21 protein-coding genes and 1 other RNA gene are annotated in these 16,256 nt (G+C 60.1%); 13 read left to right on the top strand and 9 right to left on the bottom strand.

All coding sequences use genetic code 11. The features are described from left to right. Window positions 1–103: 103 nt before the first annotated feature. Together JNB88_RS02805 and JNB88_RS02810 are read left to right on the top strand one after the other, a co-directional pair. A complete protein-coding gene (locus JNB88_RS02805) occupies window positions 104–586 on the top strand; it encodes an Lrp/AsnC family transcriptional regulator (protein ID WP_220354202.1) in 483 nt (160 codons plus the stop codon). A gap of 83 nt (window positions 587–669) precedes the next feature. Beyond that, on the top strand, window positions 670–1,197 hold the full coding sequence (locus tag JNB88_RS02810) for a DUF992 domain-containing protein (protein ID WP_220354203.1): 528 nt from the start codon (window positions 670–672) through the stop codon (window positions 1,195–1,197). Window position 1,198: 1 nt separating this feature from the next. Here JNB88_RS02810 and JNB88_RS02815 read toward each other — a convergent pair whose 3' ends face one another. From JNB88_RS02815 to ffs, 4 genes are all read right to left on the bottom strand, one after another. Continuing rightward, a complete protein-coding gene (locus JNB88_RS02815) occupies window positions 1,199–1,810 on the bottom strand; it encodes a LysE family translocator (protein WP_220354204.1) in 612 nt (203 codons plus the stop codon). 71 nt (window positions 1,811–1,881) lie between these two features. After that, entirely contained in the window at window positions 1,882–2,205 is a 324-nt protein-coding gene (locus JNB88_RS02820) for a YbaB/EbfC family nucleoid-associated protein (protein ID WP_007799011.1), read from the bottom strand. 22 nt (window positions 2,206–2,227) lie between these two features. Continuing rightward, window positions 2,228–4,096, bottom strand: a complete 1,869-nt coding sequence (locus JNB88_RS02825) for a DNA polymerase III subunit gamma/tau (protein ID WP_220354205.1) — start codon at window positions 4,094–4,096, stop codon at window positions 2,228–2,230. Window positions 4,097–4,142: 46 nt separating this feature from the next. After that, window positions 4,143–4,239, bottom strand: an RNA gene (gene ffs / locus JNB88_RS02830) — signal recognition particle sRNA small type. 88 nt (window positions 4,240–4,327) lie between these two features. Between ffs and JNB88_RS02835 the strand changes: the two genes are divergently transcribed. From JNB88_RS02835 to JNB88_RS02855, 5 genes are all read left to right on the top strand, one after another. Continuing rightward, a complete protein-coding gene (locus JNB88_RS02835) occupies window positions 4,328–4,738 on the top strand; it encodes an HIT domain-containing protein (RefSeq protein WP_220354206.1) in 411 nt (136 codons plus the stop codon). Continuing rightward, window positions 4,735–5,697, top strand: a complete 963-nt coding sequence (gene nudC, locus JNB88_RS02840) for an NAD(+) diphosphatase (protein WP_037131153.1) — start codon at window positions 4,735–4,737, stop codon at window positions 5,695–5,697. The genes JNB88_RS02835 and nudC overlap by 4 nt, the downstream gene beginning before the upstream one ends. 24 nt (window positions 5,698–5,721) lie before the next feature. Beyond that, window positions 5,722–6,405, top strand: a complete 684-nt coding sequence (locus JNB88_RS02845; RefSeq protein ID WP_220354207.1) for a helix-turn-helix transcriptional regulator — start codon at window positions 5,722–5,724, stop codon at window positions 6,403–6,405. A gap of 69 nt (window positions 6,406–6,474) precedes the next feature. After that, entirely contained in the window at window positions 6,475–6,702 is a 228-nt protein-coding gene (locus JNB88_RS02850) for a hypothetical protein (RefSeq protein WP_220354208.1), read from the top strand. Window positions 6,703–6,800: 98 nt separating this feature from the next. Beyond that, window positions 6,801–7,169, top strand: a complete 369-nt coding sequence (locus JNB88_RS02855; RefSeq protein WP_220354209.1) for a VOC family protein — start codon at window positions 6,801–6,803, stop codon at window positions 7,167–7,169. A 37-nt stretch (window positions 7,170–7,206) separates the two neighbouring features. On the opposite strand, the gene JNB88_RS02860 is transcribed toward JNB88_RS02855, so the two are convergent. Both JNB88_RS02860 and JNB88_RS02865 read right to left on the bottom strand, forming a co-directional pair. Beyond that, the gene (locus JNB88_RS02860; RefSeq protein WP_037131161.1) at window positions 7,207–8,067 is read right to left on the bottom strand and encodes a prephenate dehydratase; all 861 of its coding nucleotides are present in this window, start codon (window positions 8,065–8,067) and stop codon (window positions 7,207–7,209) included. A 10-nt stretch (window positions 8,068–8,077) separates the two neighbouring features. Continuing rightward, on the bottom strand, window positions 8,078–8,833 hold the full coding sequence (locus JNB88_RS02865; protein WP_220354210.1) for a 3-deoxy-manno-octulosonate cytidylyltransferase: 756 nt from the start codon (window positions 8,831–8,833) through the stop codon (window positions 8,078–8,080). 154 nt (window positions 8,834–8,987) lie between these two features. On the opposite strand from JNB88_RS02865, the gene JNB88_RS02870 reads away from it, so the two are divergent. Continuing rightward, window positions 8,988–9,560: a c-type cytochrome gene (locus JNB88_RS02870; RefSeq protein WP_037131167.1), complete on the top strand. Its 573-nt coding sequence runs from the start codon at window positions 8,988–8,990 to the stop codon at window positions 9,558–9,560. Window positions 9,561–9,619: 59 nt separating this feature from the next. Here JNB88_RS02870 and JNB88_RS02875 read toward each other — a convergent pair whose 3' ends face one another. Together JNB88_RS02875 and JNB88_RS02880 are read right to left on the bottom strand one after the other, a co-directional pair. Next, window positions 9,620–10,567 carry an AEC family transporter gene (locus tag JNB88_RS02875; RefSeq protein WP_037131170.1) on the bottom strand — a complete coding sequence of 316 codons (948 nt, stop codon included), beginning with the start codon at window positions 10,565–10,567 and terminating at the stop codon, window positions 9,620–9,622. 334 nt (window positions 10,568–10,901) lie between these two features. After that, window positions 10,902–12,095, bottom strand: coding sequence for a M14 family metallopeptidase (locus JNB88_RS02880; protein WP_220354211.1), 1,194 nt, complete (start codon window positions 12,093–12,095; stop codon window positions 10,902–10,904). 226 nt (window positions 12,096–12,321) lie between these two features. On the opposite strand from JNB88_RS02880, the gene JNB88_RS02885 reads away from it, so the two are divergent. The 5 genes from JNB88_RS02885 (at window position 12,322) to JNB88_RS02905 (ending at window position 15,634) form a co-directional block, all read left to right on the top strand. After that, on the top strand, window positions 12,322–12,531 hold the full coding sequence (locus tag JNB88_RS02885) for a cold-shock protein (protein ID WP_220354212.1): 210 nt from the start codon (window positions 12,322–12,324) through the stop codon (window positions 12,529–12,531). 52 nt (window positions 12,532–12,583) lie between these two features. Continuing rightward, window positions 12,584–13,123 carry a hypothetical protein gene (locus tag JNB88_RS02890; protein WP_220354213.1) on the top strand — a complete coding sequence of 180 codons (540 nt, stop codon included), beginning with the start codon at window positions 12,584–12,586 and terminating at the stop codon, window positions 13,121–13,123. 144 nt (window positions 13,124–13,267) lie between these two features. After that, on the top strand, window positions 13,268–14,038 hold the full coding sequence (locus JNB88_RS02895; RefSeq protein ID WP_220354214.1) for a 2-keto-4-pentenoate hydratase: 771 nt from the start codon (window positions 13,268–13,270) through the stop codon (window positions 14,036–14,038). A gap of 199 nt (window positions 14,039–14,237) precedes the next feature. Continuing rightward, window positions 14,238–14,477: a hypothetical protein gene (locus JNB88_RS02900; RefSeq protein WP_037131182.1), complete on the top strand. Its 240-nt coding sequence runs from the start codon at window positions 14,238–14,240 to the stop codon at window positions 14,475–14,477. Between the two features lie 164 nt (window positions 14,478–14,641). Beyond that, window positions 14,642–15,634: an adenosine kinase gene (locus JNB88_RS02905; RefSeq protein ID WP_037131184.1), complete on the top strand. Its 993-nt coding sequence runs from the start codon at window positions 14,642–14,644 to the stop codon at window positions 15,632–15,634. Here the strand turns inward: JNB88_RS02905 and JNB88_RS02910 are convergent. Next, window positions 15,627–16,166 carry an SH3 domain-containing protein gene (locus tag JNB88_RS02910; protein ID WP_037131186.1) on the bottom strand — a complete coding sequence of 180 codons (540 nt, stop codon included), beginning with the start codon at window positions 16,164–16,166 and terminating at the stop codon, window positions 15,627–15,629. The genes JNB88_RS02905 and JNB88_RS02910 overlap by 8 nt on opposite strands. Window positions 16,167–16,256: the final 90 nt, after the last annotated feature.

Here is a 16,256-nt window from a genome sequence, read left to right on the forward strand (position 1 = left end):
TTCCTATTGCCGAGCGGCACAAGTTGCGTGACCTGCGCGGAAACGACATAAGAAATCATCGGATTAATTATCCTCCGACCGATAGATTAAAGGCAGAATGTCAATGGCTGATTTCGCGGGCCGCCAACTCGATCCCACCGACATGTTGATCCTCGAGATCATGCAGGCAGACGGGCGCATCTCCGTTTCCGAACTGGGGCGCCAGGTTGGCCTCTCGCAGCCGGCTGCTTCCGAGCGACTGAAGCGGCTTGAGGAAAGAGGAATTATCGAAGGCTACGGCGCACGCATAAACACCGCTGCGCTTGGATTGGGCATGATCGCCGTTATCCGATTGCGCACGACCCACGAACATATCCGTACTTGCCTCAAGCAATTTGCCGAGATGCCGCAAATCATCGAAGTTTTGAGGCTGACCGGAGAGGATTGCTTCGTGCTTAAGGTCCTTGTCCCCACCCCGTCAGAGCTTGAAATCATCGTCGACAGCATTGCGCGCTATGGCGCCGTCACAACCTCTCTCGTATTGCGCGGCGAACCTGCGAAACCCGTCGGTCGCGAGCTGATGCGACTAGCGCGGAAGCATAGCTGAGGCGATTTCAACCGGCACCACTTGCTGACAACGCCGAGGCTCCTAGTTTTTCACCCACGGGGTGTAAAACGAAGGAGGCTCGCATGTCCATCGCACGACTTATCGCGGCGGCAGTCATCGCCGCAACGGCCACTACCTTCCTATCGGCGACGCCAGCCGCTGCGCGCGTCAAGGTCGGCTCACTCGGCTGTGACATATCGCCTGGATTCGGCGTCATTATCGGTTCCAAACGGACACTGAACTGCATTTTCACTCCGTCTTCCCCCGATCGGCCGAGTGAACGTTACACCGGCACGATCACCAAGCTTGGCGTCGATATCGGCACTCTTGCGGGGGGCGGAATGATCTGGCTCGTCTACGCGCCGACCAATCGGCTCGACGGCGCCCTGCAAGGCAGCTACGCCGGCGTTGCGGCCAATGCGACCGTCGGCCTCGGGGTCGGAGCCAACGTCCTGATCGGCGGCTTCGAAGGCTCGATTGCTCTACAGCCGGTTTCGGCTGAGGGCACGTCCGGCCTAAATATCGCGGCAGGCGTCGCCAACATGATCCTGACATGGGTACCGCCGGCACCACCGCCACCGGCTCCCAAGCGGCACGTCTCGCAGAGATAGCCTAGCGCATAGCAATGGCAACAGCGGCGCCGGCCATTGTTCCGGCGCTGGCGCGATTGGCCAAGCGAACGGCGCGACGGCTCCTCAGGAAGCGCCTCGCCTTGGCAGCAAGAAGCGCCCAGCTGATATCAATGACGATCAACACCAGAAGCATCGTCGCGACGAGTTCGGCCCAACCGACCATGGTCACGGCGCCAACGTCGATGATCGACGGCAGCAGTGCCATGTAGAACATCATGATCTTCGGGTTGCCGAGCGTCACCGTCATGCCAGCGAAGAAAAGCTTCAGCGGCGATTGCGTGTCGGGCAGTGCGTCCCCTTCGGTGTCGGGCGAGGCGAACCACATCTTCCAGGCGAGGTAGAGCAGATAGCAGACGCCGAGCCACTTGATGGCGACGAAGGCGTAGTGGAAGGTCTCGGCAATCGCCGCAAGACCGGCGACAGCACAGGTCAGCCAGATCGCTTCGCCGAGCCACATGGCCGCCAGGAACGGCAAAACGTCACGCGCACCTTTGGAAATCACGCGGGCAACGAGTGCAGCAACGCTCGGACCGGGGGAGCCGGCCGCGACAAACAACGCGCAGGCAAAGACGAACAGACTGGTCAACGTCACCGGCAATCCTCCCTATTGCGTGACGAAGCGGTGCCCGTGCAGCCGACACCGCTCTCGTGAGCTTCTGTTTATCAGAACGGCATCTTGAAGCCGGGCGGAATCGGCAGGCCAGCGGTCAAAGCCTTGGTCTTTTCGGCCGCGGCGGCCTCGGCCTTGTCCTTGGCATCCTTGTGCGCGGCGACGATCAGGTCTTCGAGGATCTCCACATCGTCTTCCTTGAACAAGGACGGGTCGATCTTCAGGCTCTGCATCTCGCCCTTGCCGTTGAGGATCACGGTAACGAGACCGCCACCCGATTTGCCTTCCGCGTGGAGTTCGGCGATCTCCGCCTGCATCTTCTCCATCTTGGCCTGCATTTCCTTGACTTTGCCCATCATGCCCATGATGTCGCGCATCGTCTCGCTCCTTCTCGATACTTCAGAAAATTATGTCGTCGCCCGGCAGGATATCGCCCTCCTCGGATTCGGCAGCAGCAGGCGCCTTGGCCTCCTCTTCCTCCTCCGGTTCCGGCGCCCGCACGCGAACGTCGATGATCTTGGCGCCCGGAAACTGCGCGAGGATTGCGGCTACATCGGGATCTTGGCGGGCGTCGCTGACCTGCTGCGCCTTGGCATTCGCTTCCGCCTCAACGATCGTCGGCTGCCCCGCCTCGCGACTGAGGCTGACGATCCAGTGGATGCCAGTCCAGTCCTTGAGCTTGACCGCCAGTTCGTTCAGCAGCGTGCCAGGCGCACCTTCCGTCAGATTGACGTCAAGGCGACCGGGTTCGATACGAACAGGGCGGACGAAGTTGCGCACCAGCGCCTTGACCTTCACATCGCGCTTCTCACCGGCCAAATTAGCGATGTCGGAGATGGAGTTGACAGGCACCAACGGTTTCGGCGCCTCGGCCGGCTTCGTCTCAAGCCGACCGACCGGCACGTTCTGCGGATCGGGATTGGGAACGGCGCGCAGCATGGCGGTCGGGCCGGCTGGCTGCGGGCGCGGTATCACGTCCGTCGCTCTTGCCGCCAGATTACCTTGATAGTTTACCGTTGCGCCGCCGCCACCGTTGCCTGATGGCACCGCCGGGCGGCCTCCGCCATTCGTCTCTGAAAATTCTGCGAGGCGGCGGGCAGCGTCCTCGGGTGCAGGCAGATGCGCGGCGTGCGCCAGCCGGATCAACACCATCTCAGCGGCTCCGGCCGGACGCGAGGAACCTTCGGCCTCAGGGATGCCCTTCAGCAGCATTTGCCAGATGCGCGACAGCGTCGTTACCGCCACGCCCTGGGCGAATTCCGCGGCCTTGGTACGTTCGATTTCGCTGAGCGAAGGATCGTTCGCCGCATCCGGGACGTACTTCAGGCGGGTGACCAGATGCGTGAAATCGGCAAGGTCGGTCAACACCGCAACGGGATTGGCGCCGGCCTCGTACTGGCTTTCAAATTCGTTGAGCGCTGCGGCGACATCGCCTTTGACGATGTGATGAAAGAGATCGACGATGCGGGCGCGGTCGGCAAGACCGAGCATACCGCGCACCGCTTCGGTCAAAACGGCGCCGCCGCCATGGGCGATCGCCTGGTCGAGCAGCGACAGGCCGTCTCGCGCCGAGCCCTCGGCGGCACGTGCGATCATCGCCAGCGCATCGGGCTCAGCCTCGATGCCTTCCTTCGACGCGATCGTGGTGAAGAGGCCAACGAGATCCGACGCGCTGATGCGGCGCAGGTCAAAGCGCTGGCAGCGTGACAGGACGGTGATCGGAACCTTGCGGATTTCGGTGGTGGCGAAGATGAACTTCACATGCTCGGGCGGCTCTTCGAGCGTCTTCAGCAGGCCGTTGAAGGCCTGCGTCGAGAGCATGTGCACTTCGTCGATGATGTAGACCTTGTAACGCGCCGACACCGGTCGATAGCGCACCTGCTCGATGATCTCCCGGATATCGTCGATACCGGTGTGCGAGGCCGCGTCCATCTCGATGACGTCGACATGCCGGCCTTCCATGATCGCCTGGCAATGCTCGCCGGGAATGCGCAGGTCGATCGTTGGCTTGTCGATGTCAGGCGTCTTGTAGTTCAGCGCACGCGCCAGAATGCGGGCAGTCGTCGTCTTGCCGACCCCGCGAACGCCGGTCAGCATGTAGGCCTGGGCAATACGGCCGGTCTCGAAGGCGTTGGTCAGGGTCTGGACCATCGGCTCCTGGCCGACCATCAGATCCGTGAAATCCTTGGGGCGGTATTTGCGTGCCAGCACCCGGTATCCGGTGCCCGTCGAGGCGGCATCTTTTGACTGTCGCTCGGTGTCGCTCATCGCCCTGCTTATCACCCGGACTGCCCGAGCAAGAATGGAGAGAAAGGTGGGAGGCTGGCACGATGACCCGTGCCGGGCTCGTTAGGGCTGCTTCCTTCCGGACCTGACCCGGTTGGCGAGTGGCTCGTCCACCACCAACCTCCCGGATGCACATATCGGCAATATCGCCATCAAAAGCAAGCCAAGCTCAAAAAAAACTGCTAGCCTCAAGAAAACATGGAGGAATGCCTGTTGGACGAATTCAAACTCGACCGTCGGTTGGAAAGCGATAGCGACAGCGTCATGCAGACGGGGCTATGCGATCTCAGGCTGTCGAAGGACGCCCGCTGGCCATGGCTGATTCTCGTCCCGCGAAGGACTGATATCACCGAAGTTTTCGAACTCACGCCACTCGATCAGGTGTTGCTGACATTCGAAACGGAAATGGTTGCCTCTGCCCTGAAGAAGACCACCGGCGCTACAAAAATCAATATCGGGGCCCTTGGCAACATCGTCCGCCAGCTTCATGTTCATGTCATTGCCCGCTTCGAAGGCGATGCCAATTGGCCAAATCCGGTCTGGGGATTTGGCAAGGCCGAGCCTTACGCAGCGGACAAGAGAAATGAATTCATAGAGAAGTTGCGGGAAGCCCTTTCATCATGAGCCGTTCGCTTTTCGATTCGGATGTTCCGCATCCGGAACCCAGCAGCCTGACTGCCTTTGCTGCCAACGACCTGATCCGCGATTCCGAGCATCGCGACGAGACATCTGTCGATAAGGCACTGGCAAAGGAGGGGACGCATATTTTCGCGTTTGCCGGTGACAAGCTGGTCCTCAAGCATGACGGACAGGTGCTCGATCCTCTGTTTGCGCGCTACGAATTGAAGGATCTGCAGCCGAACTGGGACGAAACGGTGCTGCTCGGCTACCGCAAGACGGGCGAACCCCGGCTTGCCGTTCCGGTCGGCGTTCCGGAAGAAGAGCTTGCCAGCCAGTATAAGCCTTCGGATGGCCGCTCACTGTTTCGCGAGATGCTGATCGACGAGGTGCTGCTTGGTGAATTTGCGCAGGGCGCGAGCCTGATCCGCTGGAACCGCGACAACAAGTTTTGCGGCCGCTGCGGCTCGACCATGGAGATCCATATCGGCGGCTACAAGCGCGTCTGTTCGGCCTGCGGACACGAAATCTTCCCGCGCACCGATCCGGTTGTCATCATGCTCGTTGTCGACGAGGAGCGCGATCTTTGCCTTCTCGGTCGCAGCCCGCATTTTACCCCTGGCATGTATTCCTGCCTCGCGGGCTTCGTCGAGCCAGGCGAGACGATCGAGAATGCAGTACGACGCGAGACGTTGGAGGAATCCGGGATCCACACGGGAAGGATCCGGTATCACGCCTCACAACCCTGGCCGATGCCGCATACGCTGATGATCGGCTGCTACGCCGAGGCGAGGTCGAAGGACATCAAGTTTGACGGCCAGGAGCTGGAAGACTGCCGTTGGTTCACGCGTGAGGAAACGCTTGAAATGCTTGAACGCCCCAGCGCGACCGGCAAGGCACCGCCCCCGAGGGGTGCAGTCGCCCATCGGCTGATGCGCGACTGGGTGGAATGGAAAAAGCAATAAGGCCCGACAGACGAGGCCCCTGACATGGCACGCTCCGAACGCCTTTTGACCTTGCTGCAAACACTGCGACGCTATCGCCGCCCGGTCAGCGGCGCAGTGCTGGCAACGGAAACCGGCATCAGCATCCGCACGCTCTACCGCGATATTGCGAGTCTACAGGCACAGGGCGCGCTGATCGAGGGGGAACCGGGTCTCGGATACGTGCTGAAGCCAGGCTTCATGCTGCCGCCGATGATGTTTTCACAAGACGAGATCGAGGCGCTCGTCCTCGGTTCTCGCTGGGTGGCACGCGCCGCCGATCCACGACTTGCTTCAGCGGGCGCCGATGCGTTGGCCAAGATCGCCGATGTGCTGCCGCAGGAGATGCGAGACGAGATCGAGACGTCTACGCTGCTCGTCCATCTTCGCCCGCCAGTCGCCGACAAAGCCGATCTTGGTGCCATTCGCAAAGCGATCCGCAGCGAACGGATCCTCAAGCTTACCTATTCCGATGAAAGCGGTGCGGTCTCTGTCCGCGACATCTGGCCGTTTGCGTTAAGCTATTTCGAACAGGTGCGAGTAGTTGTCGCCTGGTGCGAATTGCGTAAGGATTACCGTCACTTCCGCACCGACCGGATTGTCGAGATGATTCCGCAGGGCGCACGCTATCCGCGCCGGCGTGCGGTGCTTCTCAAGGAATGGCGGGACCAGCAGGATATCGCCCACTGAGCTCAACACTACTGCCATAAACTGACAGTGATCGGCGCTATTATCGGTACCAATCCAACAGGAGGACCGATGATGACGAGTTTGAACCTTACCCGATCGACGCGTGGTAGCCATCCTGTCGACGAGACCCCTTCCGATGCAGGATATCCGCAGTCCACGCTGCTGCGCATGATGCTGAAAGCTTCGCGTCAGATGGTCCGCAACAGGTATCCGCGCCTCGATCCGGAGACCATGCCCGAGGCGATGAAACGCGATCTCGGCTTCGTGGACTGGGGTTGCCCGTGCCACGAGAGCTGACGCGACAGCGCAACTCCCAAGACGCGTGACCAACCGCCGCTGCCACTAGTGCAGCGGCGTTTCTTCGACTGCTTCCCTGTCACAACGAGGACAACCCGATGAATAGCCCGAACCTCATCATTCTGTACGTCAGGGATCCGGCCCAAAGCGCCGGTTTCTACAAATCCCTGCTCGGTCGCGAGCCGGTGGCCGAAGCACCGAACTTCGTCGCTTTTGCGCTTGACGGCGGTTTCACGCTCGGACTCTGGCGGCTGAGCAAGGTCGCGCCGCAACCGTCTGCGACCGGCAGCCGTGCCGAGATCGCCTTCATGGTTCCTGGCGAAAATGGTGTCTCTGCCCTTTACCAGGATTGGCGCAAGCGCCAGCTGCCGATTGCGCAGGACCTGACCGACATGGATTTCGGTCCGACGTTCGTCGTTCTCGACCCGGACGGCCACCGCTTGCGCGTGTGTGAGCCGGATAAGTGAAGGCCCAATCGGAAAAAGGGCGCCCTGAGGCGCCCTTTCATTTCTGCAGTTGGCCACGCATTGGGTGGCCCTTGTAGACACCCAGGATTCGAACCTTCTCAGAGAAGAACCGCAGCTCCTCCAAGGCGCGCCGTACGTTTGGATCGTTCGGGTGCCCCTCGATATCGGCATAGAATTGCGTCGCAACGAATTTGCCGCCCAGCTGATAGCTCTCAAGCTTTGTCATGTTGATGGTGTTCGTCGCAAAGCCGCCGAGCGCCTTGTAGAGCGCGGCCGGGATATTGCGGACGTTGAAGACGAACGTGGTAACAAGCTTCTCCTCGTCCGAATTGCGATGCGCCCATTCCTCCTCACGCGAGAGGACGACGAAGCGAGTGACATTGTTCTCGGTATCCTCGACATTCTCGGCAACAATGTCGAGACCGTAGAGGTCGGCAGCCAGGCGCGGGGCAAGTGCCGCCATCGAACGGTCACCAGTCTCCTGGACGAGCTTCGCCGCACCTGCCGTGTCGCCGGCGATGACAGGCTTCCAGCCGTGCGAGCGCACGATCTTGCGGCACTGGCCAAGCGCATGGATATGGCTGTGCACCGTGCGGATCTCATCCTTGGTGACGCCGGGAAGCACCATCAGCTGAAAGCGGATCGGCATGAAATATTCGCCGATGATATGCAGTCGGGAGTCCGGCAGCAGGTGATGGATGTCGGCCACGCGACCGGCGATCGTGTTCTCGATCGGGATCATGCCGATATCGGCATCTCCGTTCTCGACGGCAACGAAGGCGTCCTCGAACGTCTGGCACGGCAGCGGCTCCATAGTCGGGAACATGTCGCGGCACGCCATGTCGGAGTTCGCACCGAACTCGCCCTGGAAGGCGATCCTGTTGGTCTTGATGTTCATGGAAAACCCGTCACTTCGTTCTAGCGGAGAGAATGCGCCGCGCCTTTTCAAGGTCGGCGGGAGTATCGACACCGAGCGGAACCGTGTCAACGATCTCGACATCAATGCGCATGCCGGCTTCAAGCGCACGAAGTTGCTCAAGCGACTCGCGCTTCTCAAGAACGGACGGCCCAAGCGTGACGAAACGCTCCAAGGCTGAACGGCGGTAGGCGTAGAGACCGATATGATGATAGAGCGGACCGTTGCCGTAGGGTGCTGTCGCGCGCGTAAAATAGAGGGCTTTCAAGCGACTGTCGGAGAGCGGCGAACCGACGACCTTGACGATATGCGGCGCTGTCTTGTCGGCCTCGTCCTCGATCTCGATCGTCAGCGTTCCGATATCGACATTCGCGTCTTCCAGCGGATGCAAGGCGGCTCGAACCGTCTCCGGTTCGATCGTCGGAAGATCACCCTGAACGTTGACGACGAACTTGGCTTTCCCCTCGGGATCCACCTTCATCAGGGCTTCGTAGATGCGATCCGAACCGGACTGATGATGCTGGCTTGTCATGACGACCTCGAAGCCCGCTTCGGCAACGACATCGAAGACCTGCTGGTCGTCAACCGCGACGACGACGCGGCCGATCTCTGCCTCCCTCGCCCGCAGCGCCACCTGCACGATCATCGGCAAACCGCAAATATCGGCCAGCGGTTTACCCGGAAGGCGGGTCGATGCCATGCGGGCCGGGATGAGCACGAGCACGTCATCTAAATTTGGAGTGGTCATTGTTCAGGCCTTCTAATCCAGGCGGAAAGGTGTCAAAAAGTCTCACGCAGCAGACCATTTACACAGTTGCAACGAACAGCCAAAAGACATAGGTTCCGCGCGATTTCAAGATGGTCCGGCTCTATGTCTGCCGGCTGCAAGGGGAGCATTGCAGATGAATTCATACGTGAATACGGCGGTGGGGGCGCTGCTTGGGACGGTTTTCGTTCTGATGTCCGTGTCCATCGCGTCGGAGGGGATTTTTCACTCGGAGAAGCCTGAGAAGGAAGGTTTTGCGATCGTAGCCGAAGAAGCATCGACCGGCGGCGGTGAGGCAGCACCGGCTGCAGCCGTTCCGATCGCGCAGTTGCTGGCAAAGGCAGACGCCAAGGCCGGTGAGACTGTCTTCAAGAAGTGTCAGGCCTGTCATGACGCGACCAAGGGGGGGCCGAACAAAGTCGGCCCGGGCCTCTATGGTCTCGTCGATCGTCCAATCGCCGCGCACGAGGGCTTCGCCTATTCGTCGGCTATGAAGGATTTCTCCAAGGGCGGCAGCGAAAAATGGACCTTCGACCATCTGAATCACTTCCTGGCTGCGCCTAAGAAGTACGTTGCCGGAACCGCAATGGGCTTTGCGGGTCTTCCGAAGGATACGGATCGCGCCAACGTCATCCTCTACCTTCACACGCTGGCGGACTCTCCGGTTCCGCTTCCCGATCCGAACGCACCGGATAGCGCCACCCAGTAAGCATCCACTCGGTTTCCGAGAACAATTGAAGCCCGGTCTGAGCCGGGCTTTTCTTTGCGCTAGGCGCCGAGCAGAAAGGCCCAGAACGATACGGAGATTGCACCAAGCGCAGTCGTCAGCGTAATCGTCGATGCGGCCACGCTGTGGCCGACACCGAAGCGATTGGCGATCAGCCAGGCGTTGACGCCCGTCGGAACGGCCGAGATCAGCACCAGGGCCGCGGTCCAGTCGCTGGCAAGCCCCAGCAGATGACTTGCCGTCCAGACGCATGCCGGCAGCAGCAGCAGCTTGAAGGCCGAGGTGACGCTCGCAATGCCCGCATTGCCCGAGATGCCGTACTTTTCCAGTGCCATGCCGAGCGAGATCAGCGCGACAGGTCCGGCAACGCCGGCAATCTGATCGACAAGGGATTCCACCGGCGCAGGCATCGAAAGACCGAGAAGATGCATGGCTGCACCTCCGGCCAAGCCAATGACCAGCGGGTTTCGCAAGAGGTTATGAGCGATCTGACGGACCACCTTGGCGATACTACGCTCCTGCTTGCCGGCAATCTTGTGTTCGGCGCGCTCCATCATGATCGTCCCGATAATCATCATGACCGGCAGATGGACGGCGATCAGGATCGAGAGCGGCACAAGCCCCTTGTCGCCAACCGTCCGCTGTACGAGCGGCAAGCCGATGAAGATCGTGTTGGCGAAGGCTGACGAAACGCCGGCGACGACGCCGATGCGATCATCGCGTTTGAAAATCCGTGTCGCCGCAATGTGGGCCGCGACCCAGGTCACGGCCACACCGGAGAAATAGGCAATCCACAGGCGGAACGGCGAAGCGCCATGAAAGTCGGCCTCAGCGATCGTACGGAATAGCAGCAAAGGCACCGCGATCTTGAAGACGAATTCACTCAAGGCATCGCCGATCTCCGCCTTCATCAACCGTAGCTTCACCGTCAGCCAGCCGATCAGGATCATGATGAAGATGGGAAGGACGTCGAAGATGATGGCTGACATTCAATGCGGCTGCCTTGCGAGAGATGGCTATGCGTAGCAGCAAATCGGGCGGGATGACAAACGCAGAGGATACTAAAACAAAAAAAGCGGGCCGTGCCCGCTTTTCCGCATCCGGTCTTGCCGGATAGCCGGTTCGCAATGCTGCCAGTTCATCCGTGGTCAGCGTCGCGTCCGGTATCGTCGAAGGGTTTCATCCCTTCTGCATTGGCTGCTGCCCAGAGGCTGCTCATGCCAATCCCGTTGAAGTTGTTTATACGGGCGGAAAATGACACGGGGATGACGTCAGGTTGGTATTTTTGCGAAGCGACGTTTTCAAACCCCAGGTGCAGCCATCTCACTCGGGATATACCAACGGGCCGTCCTTGACGGGATCATTATAGAGGACAAAGACAAGCATCGTACCGGGCTCAGCCGTAGCGTCCGTCCGTCTTGCTGCGACCTCGCCGGCAACTGCGCTCGTATATTCGGCAACGACTTCGCCAAACGTATTCCGCTGGATGGCAACTTTCTGACCGACCGCTACCTTGTCCTTCAGCTTGACGAGCAACTCGACAAAGCCGCCCTCGGTCGCCATGACTGGATGCGCTCGGTTCCCGACGAAGATATCGGTGTCCTTTCCGGTGCGTCCCAAGGGGCCGGCTATCACACCGTGATGCTTCAGCACGTTCAGCGTGCCTTCCACGAAGAGTGGGATCATGTCGTGGTCAAGGATACGCGGCGCACCGATTTCGGGCGTGAAAGCGGGTATGTTCACATCGATCAACGCGCTTGCCAGCAGACCCGGATAGGCGGGGTTATCGAAAATCTGGCTGATCGGATAAAGCTCGGCCATCTCCTTGATTTCAGGCAAATCCATTCGCGCCAGATGAAAGGCGGTCATGTCCATGCCCGTCGCAGCCGTGTGAAAGTCAATGGCATAGTCGATATTTGGCCTCAACAGCCGGTTGAACACGAGCGCGGCGTGCCGCGCGGCCGCCTCGGGGCCATTCTCGTTTCCTGGGAAAGTGCGGTTGATATCAATCAGGTCTATTCCGCGCCCTGAACTCGGCCACCGGCGTGCCATGCCCTCGACGGCGGGGCGCGAGACATCGAGTACGGCCAACACGGCACCGGACATCTCAGCCGGATCGAGCTGCCGCATAACGGTCTGGATCGTGTGCATCGGGCTCATTTCGTCGCCATGGACGCCACTGATGAGTCCGATGCGCTTGCCTGGCCGAGCGCCCTTCGCAACAAGCACGGAGACATACCAGCACTGGCCGGACGGCATTTGCACACCCTGGAAATAGAAAGCATGCGTACCAGGCTCGAGGTCCGCAATATCGAGAGAACTGATGACCTTCTTCCCTTGGATAAGGTCCCCAGAATAGATCGTTCCTGAAGATGAAGACGCATTTGAAGCCGCCGACCTGGCCTCTTGCGCCGCAACGGGAGCGGAGCCAGCCGCGAGAGCGACCGCACCGACAGCCGTCATAGAGGAAACCAAAAAATCCCGGCGCGGGAAAGCATCTCGTTCCTTGTCTGCCATATCGCCCCCTGTATTGGTAAAACATCCCACGATGATCGCTAGCCATAATCTGGGACGAAGTCTGCGGCCGGCAAGCGGCACAGGAATGAGGGCTATTGACGGCGCGCGGCGCACCGTCCCTCGTTGCCGCCTCGTTGCGAAATCCCGTCGTTAACCGCTCTTGTGTCGGCCAGCCAAAACGTGCGATGTCCCATATGGGCTGGGAAGACCAACATGGGGGTAAGTCTTGCCAACAGGTAAAGTCAAGTGGTTCAACCAGGACAAGGGCTTCGGATTCATCACGCCGGATGACGGAGGCACTGATGTCTTTCTGCATATCACGGCCGCTCAAAGGGCGGGTATCGACGCGGTGAAGGAAGGCATGAACATCACGTTCGAGGTCGCGCAGGACCGTCGAACCGGCAGAACGTCAGCCGACAACATTCGGCAGGTTTGAATTTGTCAGTGCGGTCGCAAGGCCGCACTGACTTTACTGCGTCGGAGACAACATGAAGCGTAGCCTGGCTGTCTGCTTCCTTATGCTTGCCGTGCCGGAACCGTCATTTGCCGATGACGCGAAATCCAAGCTCGCTTTCTTCTTCGACCGATGCGTTTCCTCCGGTCCGGACTTCGAGCGCACCTCCGAGCGTGCCAAGGTCGATCAATGGCCGTCGATGGCACAGGATCTGGCGTTGACGTTCACGCCGATGGAAAACCCGGACGCGCTTCAAGGCTGGATCGTCAGCGGTGGTGAAAGCGAAAGCTTCCAGGCCCTGGTCGTCTCGCGGGCGGAAATCGGCGGCAAAATCCTCGAAGGTTGCACCGTGGCATTGGGCGAGGTCGATACGGCGGTGTTCGAGAAGGAACTGGTCGAGAGGGCGGACGCTATCTCGGCGGGTGAAGAGCAAGGGCAGGATCGCGTTTACAAGCGATATACCGCAAGCATCAACGGGCGCAGCGAGGCGATAACGTTGACGCTGCCACTCTACGCAAAAGGTTCCGATCAGATCATAGCAAGTGCTGTGGCCGAGCAGCAGATCGAGCACTAGGCCGCCACAAGGCACACGTACAATTCTTGCATATGAGATTTTGATTTCGGCAGCGCCGCATCCGAATGGAATACCTATGGCCGTTTTCCCATCCTTAGAGCCGAGGCGCGACATGCGCCATCGAGCGAAGGCAGGAGAACAGCGATGTACTTCGAACTCAAGGATAAGACGGCCGAGATCCTGGCCAGATCCCGGAGACGAGAACGTCTGTGCGATCTTCCGCTCGATCTCATAACTTCGGAGGACGAGGCATACGGGATCCAGACCATTGCTGAAGACGCACTCGGCTTCGAACGCAAGGGCTACGCACTTGTCGGAAGCAGTGAAGCTTCACGACGCACCCTCTGCTTGACGAAGCCCGTCTTCTCGGAAATTCCCGCCTCCGCGCTGACCATGGGAATCAAGCAATTCCGATTGCCGCCGGGCGCAATCGGCGCCCAGTGCGAATTCGTGTTCAGGATGCTGCGACCTTTTCCTGAAACCGGTGAAACGATCGACCGGGCAGCCGTGGCGAGCGCCATCTTGGGCTGCCACCCTGCCATCGGCATAGTTGGCCGACGCACCAATCAGGGCTTCGGCGGCGACAATGCCGCCATCGCCGATTTCGGCCTGCACGTCGCGACGCTTTGCGGGCCTTACGCGGACGAGATCGATCTTGATCGCCTGGCCGGCGTCGACGTGAACGTGTTCCTGTTCGGTAAAACCGTGTTCGCCGGTTCGGCGGCTTCCATACTTGGACACCCGCTCGAAGCCGTGGCTTGGCTCGCCAAGGAACTATCTGCTCGTGGAAAGCAGCTCGAGCCGAACGACTTCGTCGCGACCGGGTCCTGCACGACCATTCTTCAGGTCCTTCCCGGCCAGCATATGGCCGCCGATTTCGGACCACTCGGTCAGGTCGACTGCATTTTCACCTGAATCTCACCAACCAACCAGGAACCTCACATGCGTCCGCAGACCAAGCCATTTGTCGTGGAGATCAAGAAAACACGGCGTCCATTTCCGAAGTTGCCATCAAAAAGCGACGTTCCTCTGGAGAAGGCCAGCCCCGAACATGAGAGGCAGAGGTGCGATCGGATCGTGCTGACCGCTCTCTCGGCTGATGAAAGGCATTAAGATGGTGAGCAGAAGCCTCCCCCACGAATATTTTTTTCTTAACGGCTCGCGTTCCGAAGGCCCGGTCATTGGCCATATCGATGGCAAGCCGATCCCTGCGCGCGTGATCGATATCAGAGGCAGCCGCTATCGCTTCGTCGGCGTTGTTCGCCGCGACCAGCGTGGCAGGCTCGATGTGTCCGCATTGCGAAAGAACGAGTGGCTGGTCGCTCCCGATCTCATCTATGCGGCGGTTGCTTGAAACCCGGCTTGGCGAACGCCGTAGCCGGAAGGGTCTGTCATTTGACGCGCAGCAGCGCATTTTTGCAGAGAGATATGGCTACGAACGCCATTTCTGCTTCCCATGTGGCGAAAATCCGCTAAGACCGGACACCGGCTATCACCTAACCCGGGACCCTCCCTTTCATGACCAAATTCGATGTTCTGACTGTCGGCAACGCTATCGTCGATATCATCGCGCGTTGCGACGACCAGTTCCTCATTGACAACGCGATCACCAAGGCGGCGATGAACCTCATCGATGCAGAGCGCGCCGAACTTCTCTATGCCCGCATGGGACCGGCGGTGGAAGCCTCCGGCGGCAGCGCCGGTAACACGGCGGCAGGTGTCGCAAGCTTCGGCGGCAAGGCCGCCTATTTCGGCAAGGTCGCGGAAGACCAGCTCGGCGAGATCTTCGCCCACGACATCCGCGCGCAGGGCGTTCACTATCAGACGAAGCCCAAGGGCACGTTTCCGCCGACCGCACGCTCGATGATCTTCGTTACCGATGACGGCGAGCGTTCGATGAACACCTATCTCGGCGCCTGCGTCGAGCTCGGCCCCGAGGACGTCGAGGCCGAGGTGGTCGCCCAGTCCAAGGTCACCTATTTCGAAGGCTACCTCTGGGATCCGCCGCGCGCCAAGGAAGCCATCCGTGAATGCGCCCGCATCGCCCACGAGAACGGCCGCGAAATGTCGATGACACTCTCCGACAGCTTCTGCGTCGACCGCTATCGCGGCGAATTCCTCGATCTGATGCGCTCGGGCACTGTCGACATCGTCTTCGCCAATCGCCAGGAAGCGCTGGCGCTCTATGAGACCGAGGACTTTGAAGAAGCACTGAACAGCATCGCCAAGGACTGCAAGATCGCGGCCGTGACGATGAGCGAGGACGGCGCCGTCATCCTCAAGGGCGACGAACGCTTCTATGTCGATGCGATCAAGATCAAGGAACTGGTGGACACGACCGGAGCGGGCGACCTTTTCGCCGCCGGCTTCCTCTACGGTTACACCCAGGGCCGGACGCTCGAAGATTGCGGCAAGCTCGGCTGCCTTGCCGCCGGCATCGTGATCCAGCAGATCGGCCCGCGGCCGATGAAGTCGCTCGCCGAAGCCGGCAAGCAGGCGAGCCTTATTTAAAGGCTTCGCCCGGATAAGCGCCCCAGATCTCCGACTGCGCCACCCAACCCTCGGCGCCGTCGATCTTGGCGAAGCACCAGTCACCGTTGCATTCGCCGATGGTCATCATGACGCCGGGTTCGAGCTTGGCGACAACGGACGCGGACGGCAAGGCGTCGCGACGCATGTTGACGTAGACAGACTTGCCCTTGCCTTTCATCCACGGAGCGGCAATCGCCGCCCGTGAGCCCGACAGCAACGATTGGTTGACCCAGCCCTCGGTGCCGTCGGCATCGCGGATCTGGCGCCAGTTGTCGTATTCCTGAATGATTTCGACCGGTAGGCCGGCTTTCAGGTACATCCAGGAAGCCGCATAATCCGTGCCGGGGCCAATGCGCAGGTTGACGCGCTTGGACTTGAGCGTGACGAAGCGCGGCAGCGGCAGGCCGCTCGGTCCCTTTGCCGCCTGTGCGGAGGCCATTTCAGCCGTTCCCGCCGAAAGCACGAAACCGATCGCAAGGGCGAGGCAGGATTTCAGGACTTTGCTATGCATGGGATTTCCGTTTGCTCAGAGGAGGGCAGGACTGCTGCCTGATTCCGGGAATTCGACATTCCTGCGCACGCTCAGCGAGTTTTGTTTGTC

Source organism: Rhizobium cauense, from assembly GCF_019511525.1.
GTDB classification, from domain to species: domain Bacteria; phylum Pseudomonadota; class Alphaproteobacteria; order Rhizobiales; family Rhizobiaceae; genus Rhizobium; species Rhizobium cauense.

Excerpts from the sequence above, each read along its gene's own strand:
- JNB88_RS02900 (WP_037131182.1), top strand. The coding sequence starts at position 14,238 with ATGGTGAGCAGAAGCCTCCCCCACGAATATTTTTTTCTTAACGGCTCG.
- JNB88_RS02895 (WP_220354214.1), top strand. The coding sequence starts at position 13,268 with ATGTACTTCGAACTCAAGGATAAGACGGCCGAGATCCTGGCCAGATCC.
- JNB88_RS02870 (WP_037131167.1), top strand. The coding sequence starts at position 8,988 with ATGAATTCATACGTGAATACGGCGGTGGGGGCGCTGCTTGGGACGGTT.
- JNB88_RS02865 (WP_220354210.1), bottom strand. The coding sequence starts at position 8,833 with ATGACCACTCCAAATTTAGATGACGTGCTCGTGCTCATCCCGGCCCGC.
- JNB88_RS02825 (WP_220354205.1), bottom strand. The coding sequence starts at position 4,096 with ATGAGCGACACCGAGCGACAGTCAAAAGATGCCGCCTCGACGGGCACC.
- nudC (WP_037131153.1), top strand. The coding sequence starts at position 4,735 with ATGAGCCGTTCGCTTTTCGATTCGGATGTTCCGCATCCGGAACCCAGC.
- JNB88_RS02910 (WP_037131186.1), bottom strand. The coding sequence starts at position 16,166 with ATGCATAGCAAAGTCCTGAAATCCTGCCTCGCCCTTGCGATCGGTTTC.
- JNB88_RS02810 (WP_220354203.1), top strand. The coding sequence starts at position 670 with ATGTCCATCGCACGACTTATCGCGGCGGCAGTCATCGCCGCAACGGCC.
- JNB88_RS02850 (WP_220354208.1), top strand. The coding sequence starts at position 6,475 with ATGATGACGAGTTTGAACCTTACCCGATCGACGCGTGGTAGCCATCCT.
- JNB88_RS02845 (WP_220354207.1), top strand. The coding sequence starts at position 5,722 with ATGGCACGCTCCGAACGCCTTTTGACCTTGCTGCAAACACTGCGACGC.
- JNB88_RS02860 (WP_037131161.1), bottom strand. The coding sequence starts at position 8,067 with ATGAACATCAAGACCAACAGGATCGCCTTCCAGGGCGAGTTCGGTGCG.
- JNB88_RS02820 (WP_007799011.1), bottom strand. The coding sequence starts at position 2,205 with ATGCGCGACATCATGGGCATGATGGGCAAAGTCAAGGAAATGCAGGCC.
- JNB88_RS02805 (WP_220354202.1), top strand. The coding sequence starts at position 104 with ATGGCTGATTTCGCGGGCCGCCAACTCGATCCCACCGACATGTTGATC.
- JNB88_RS02905 (WP_037131184.1), top strand. The coding sequence starts at position 14,642 with ATGACCAAATTCGATGTTCTGACTGTCGGCAACGCTATCGTCGATATC.
- JNB88_RS02880 (WP_220354211.1), bottom strand. The coding sequence starts at position 12,095 with ATGGCAGACAAGGAACGAGATGCTTTCCCGCGCCGGGATTTTTTGGTT.
- JNB88_RS02890 (WP_220354213.1), top strand. The coding sequence starts at position 12,584 with ATGAAGCGTAGCCTGGCTGTCTGCTTCCTTATGCTTGCCGTGCCGGAA.
- JNB88_RS02875 (WP_037131170.1), bottom strand. The coding sequence starts at position 10,567 with ATGTCAGCCATCATCTTCGACGTCCTTCCCATCTTCATCATGATCCTG.
- JNB88_RS02855 (WP_220354209.1), top strand. The coding sequence starts at position 6,801 with ATGAATAGCCCGAACCTCATCATTCTGTACGTCAGGGATCCGGCCCAA.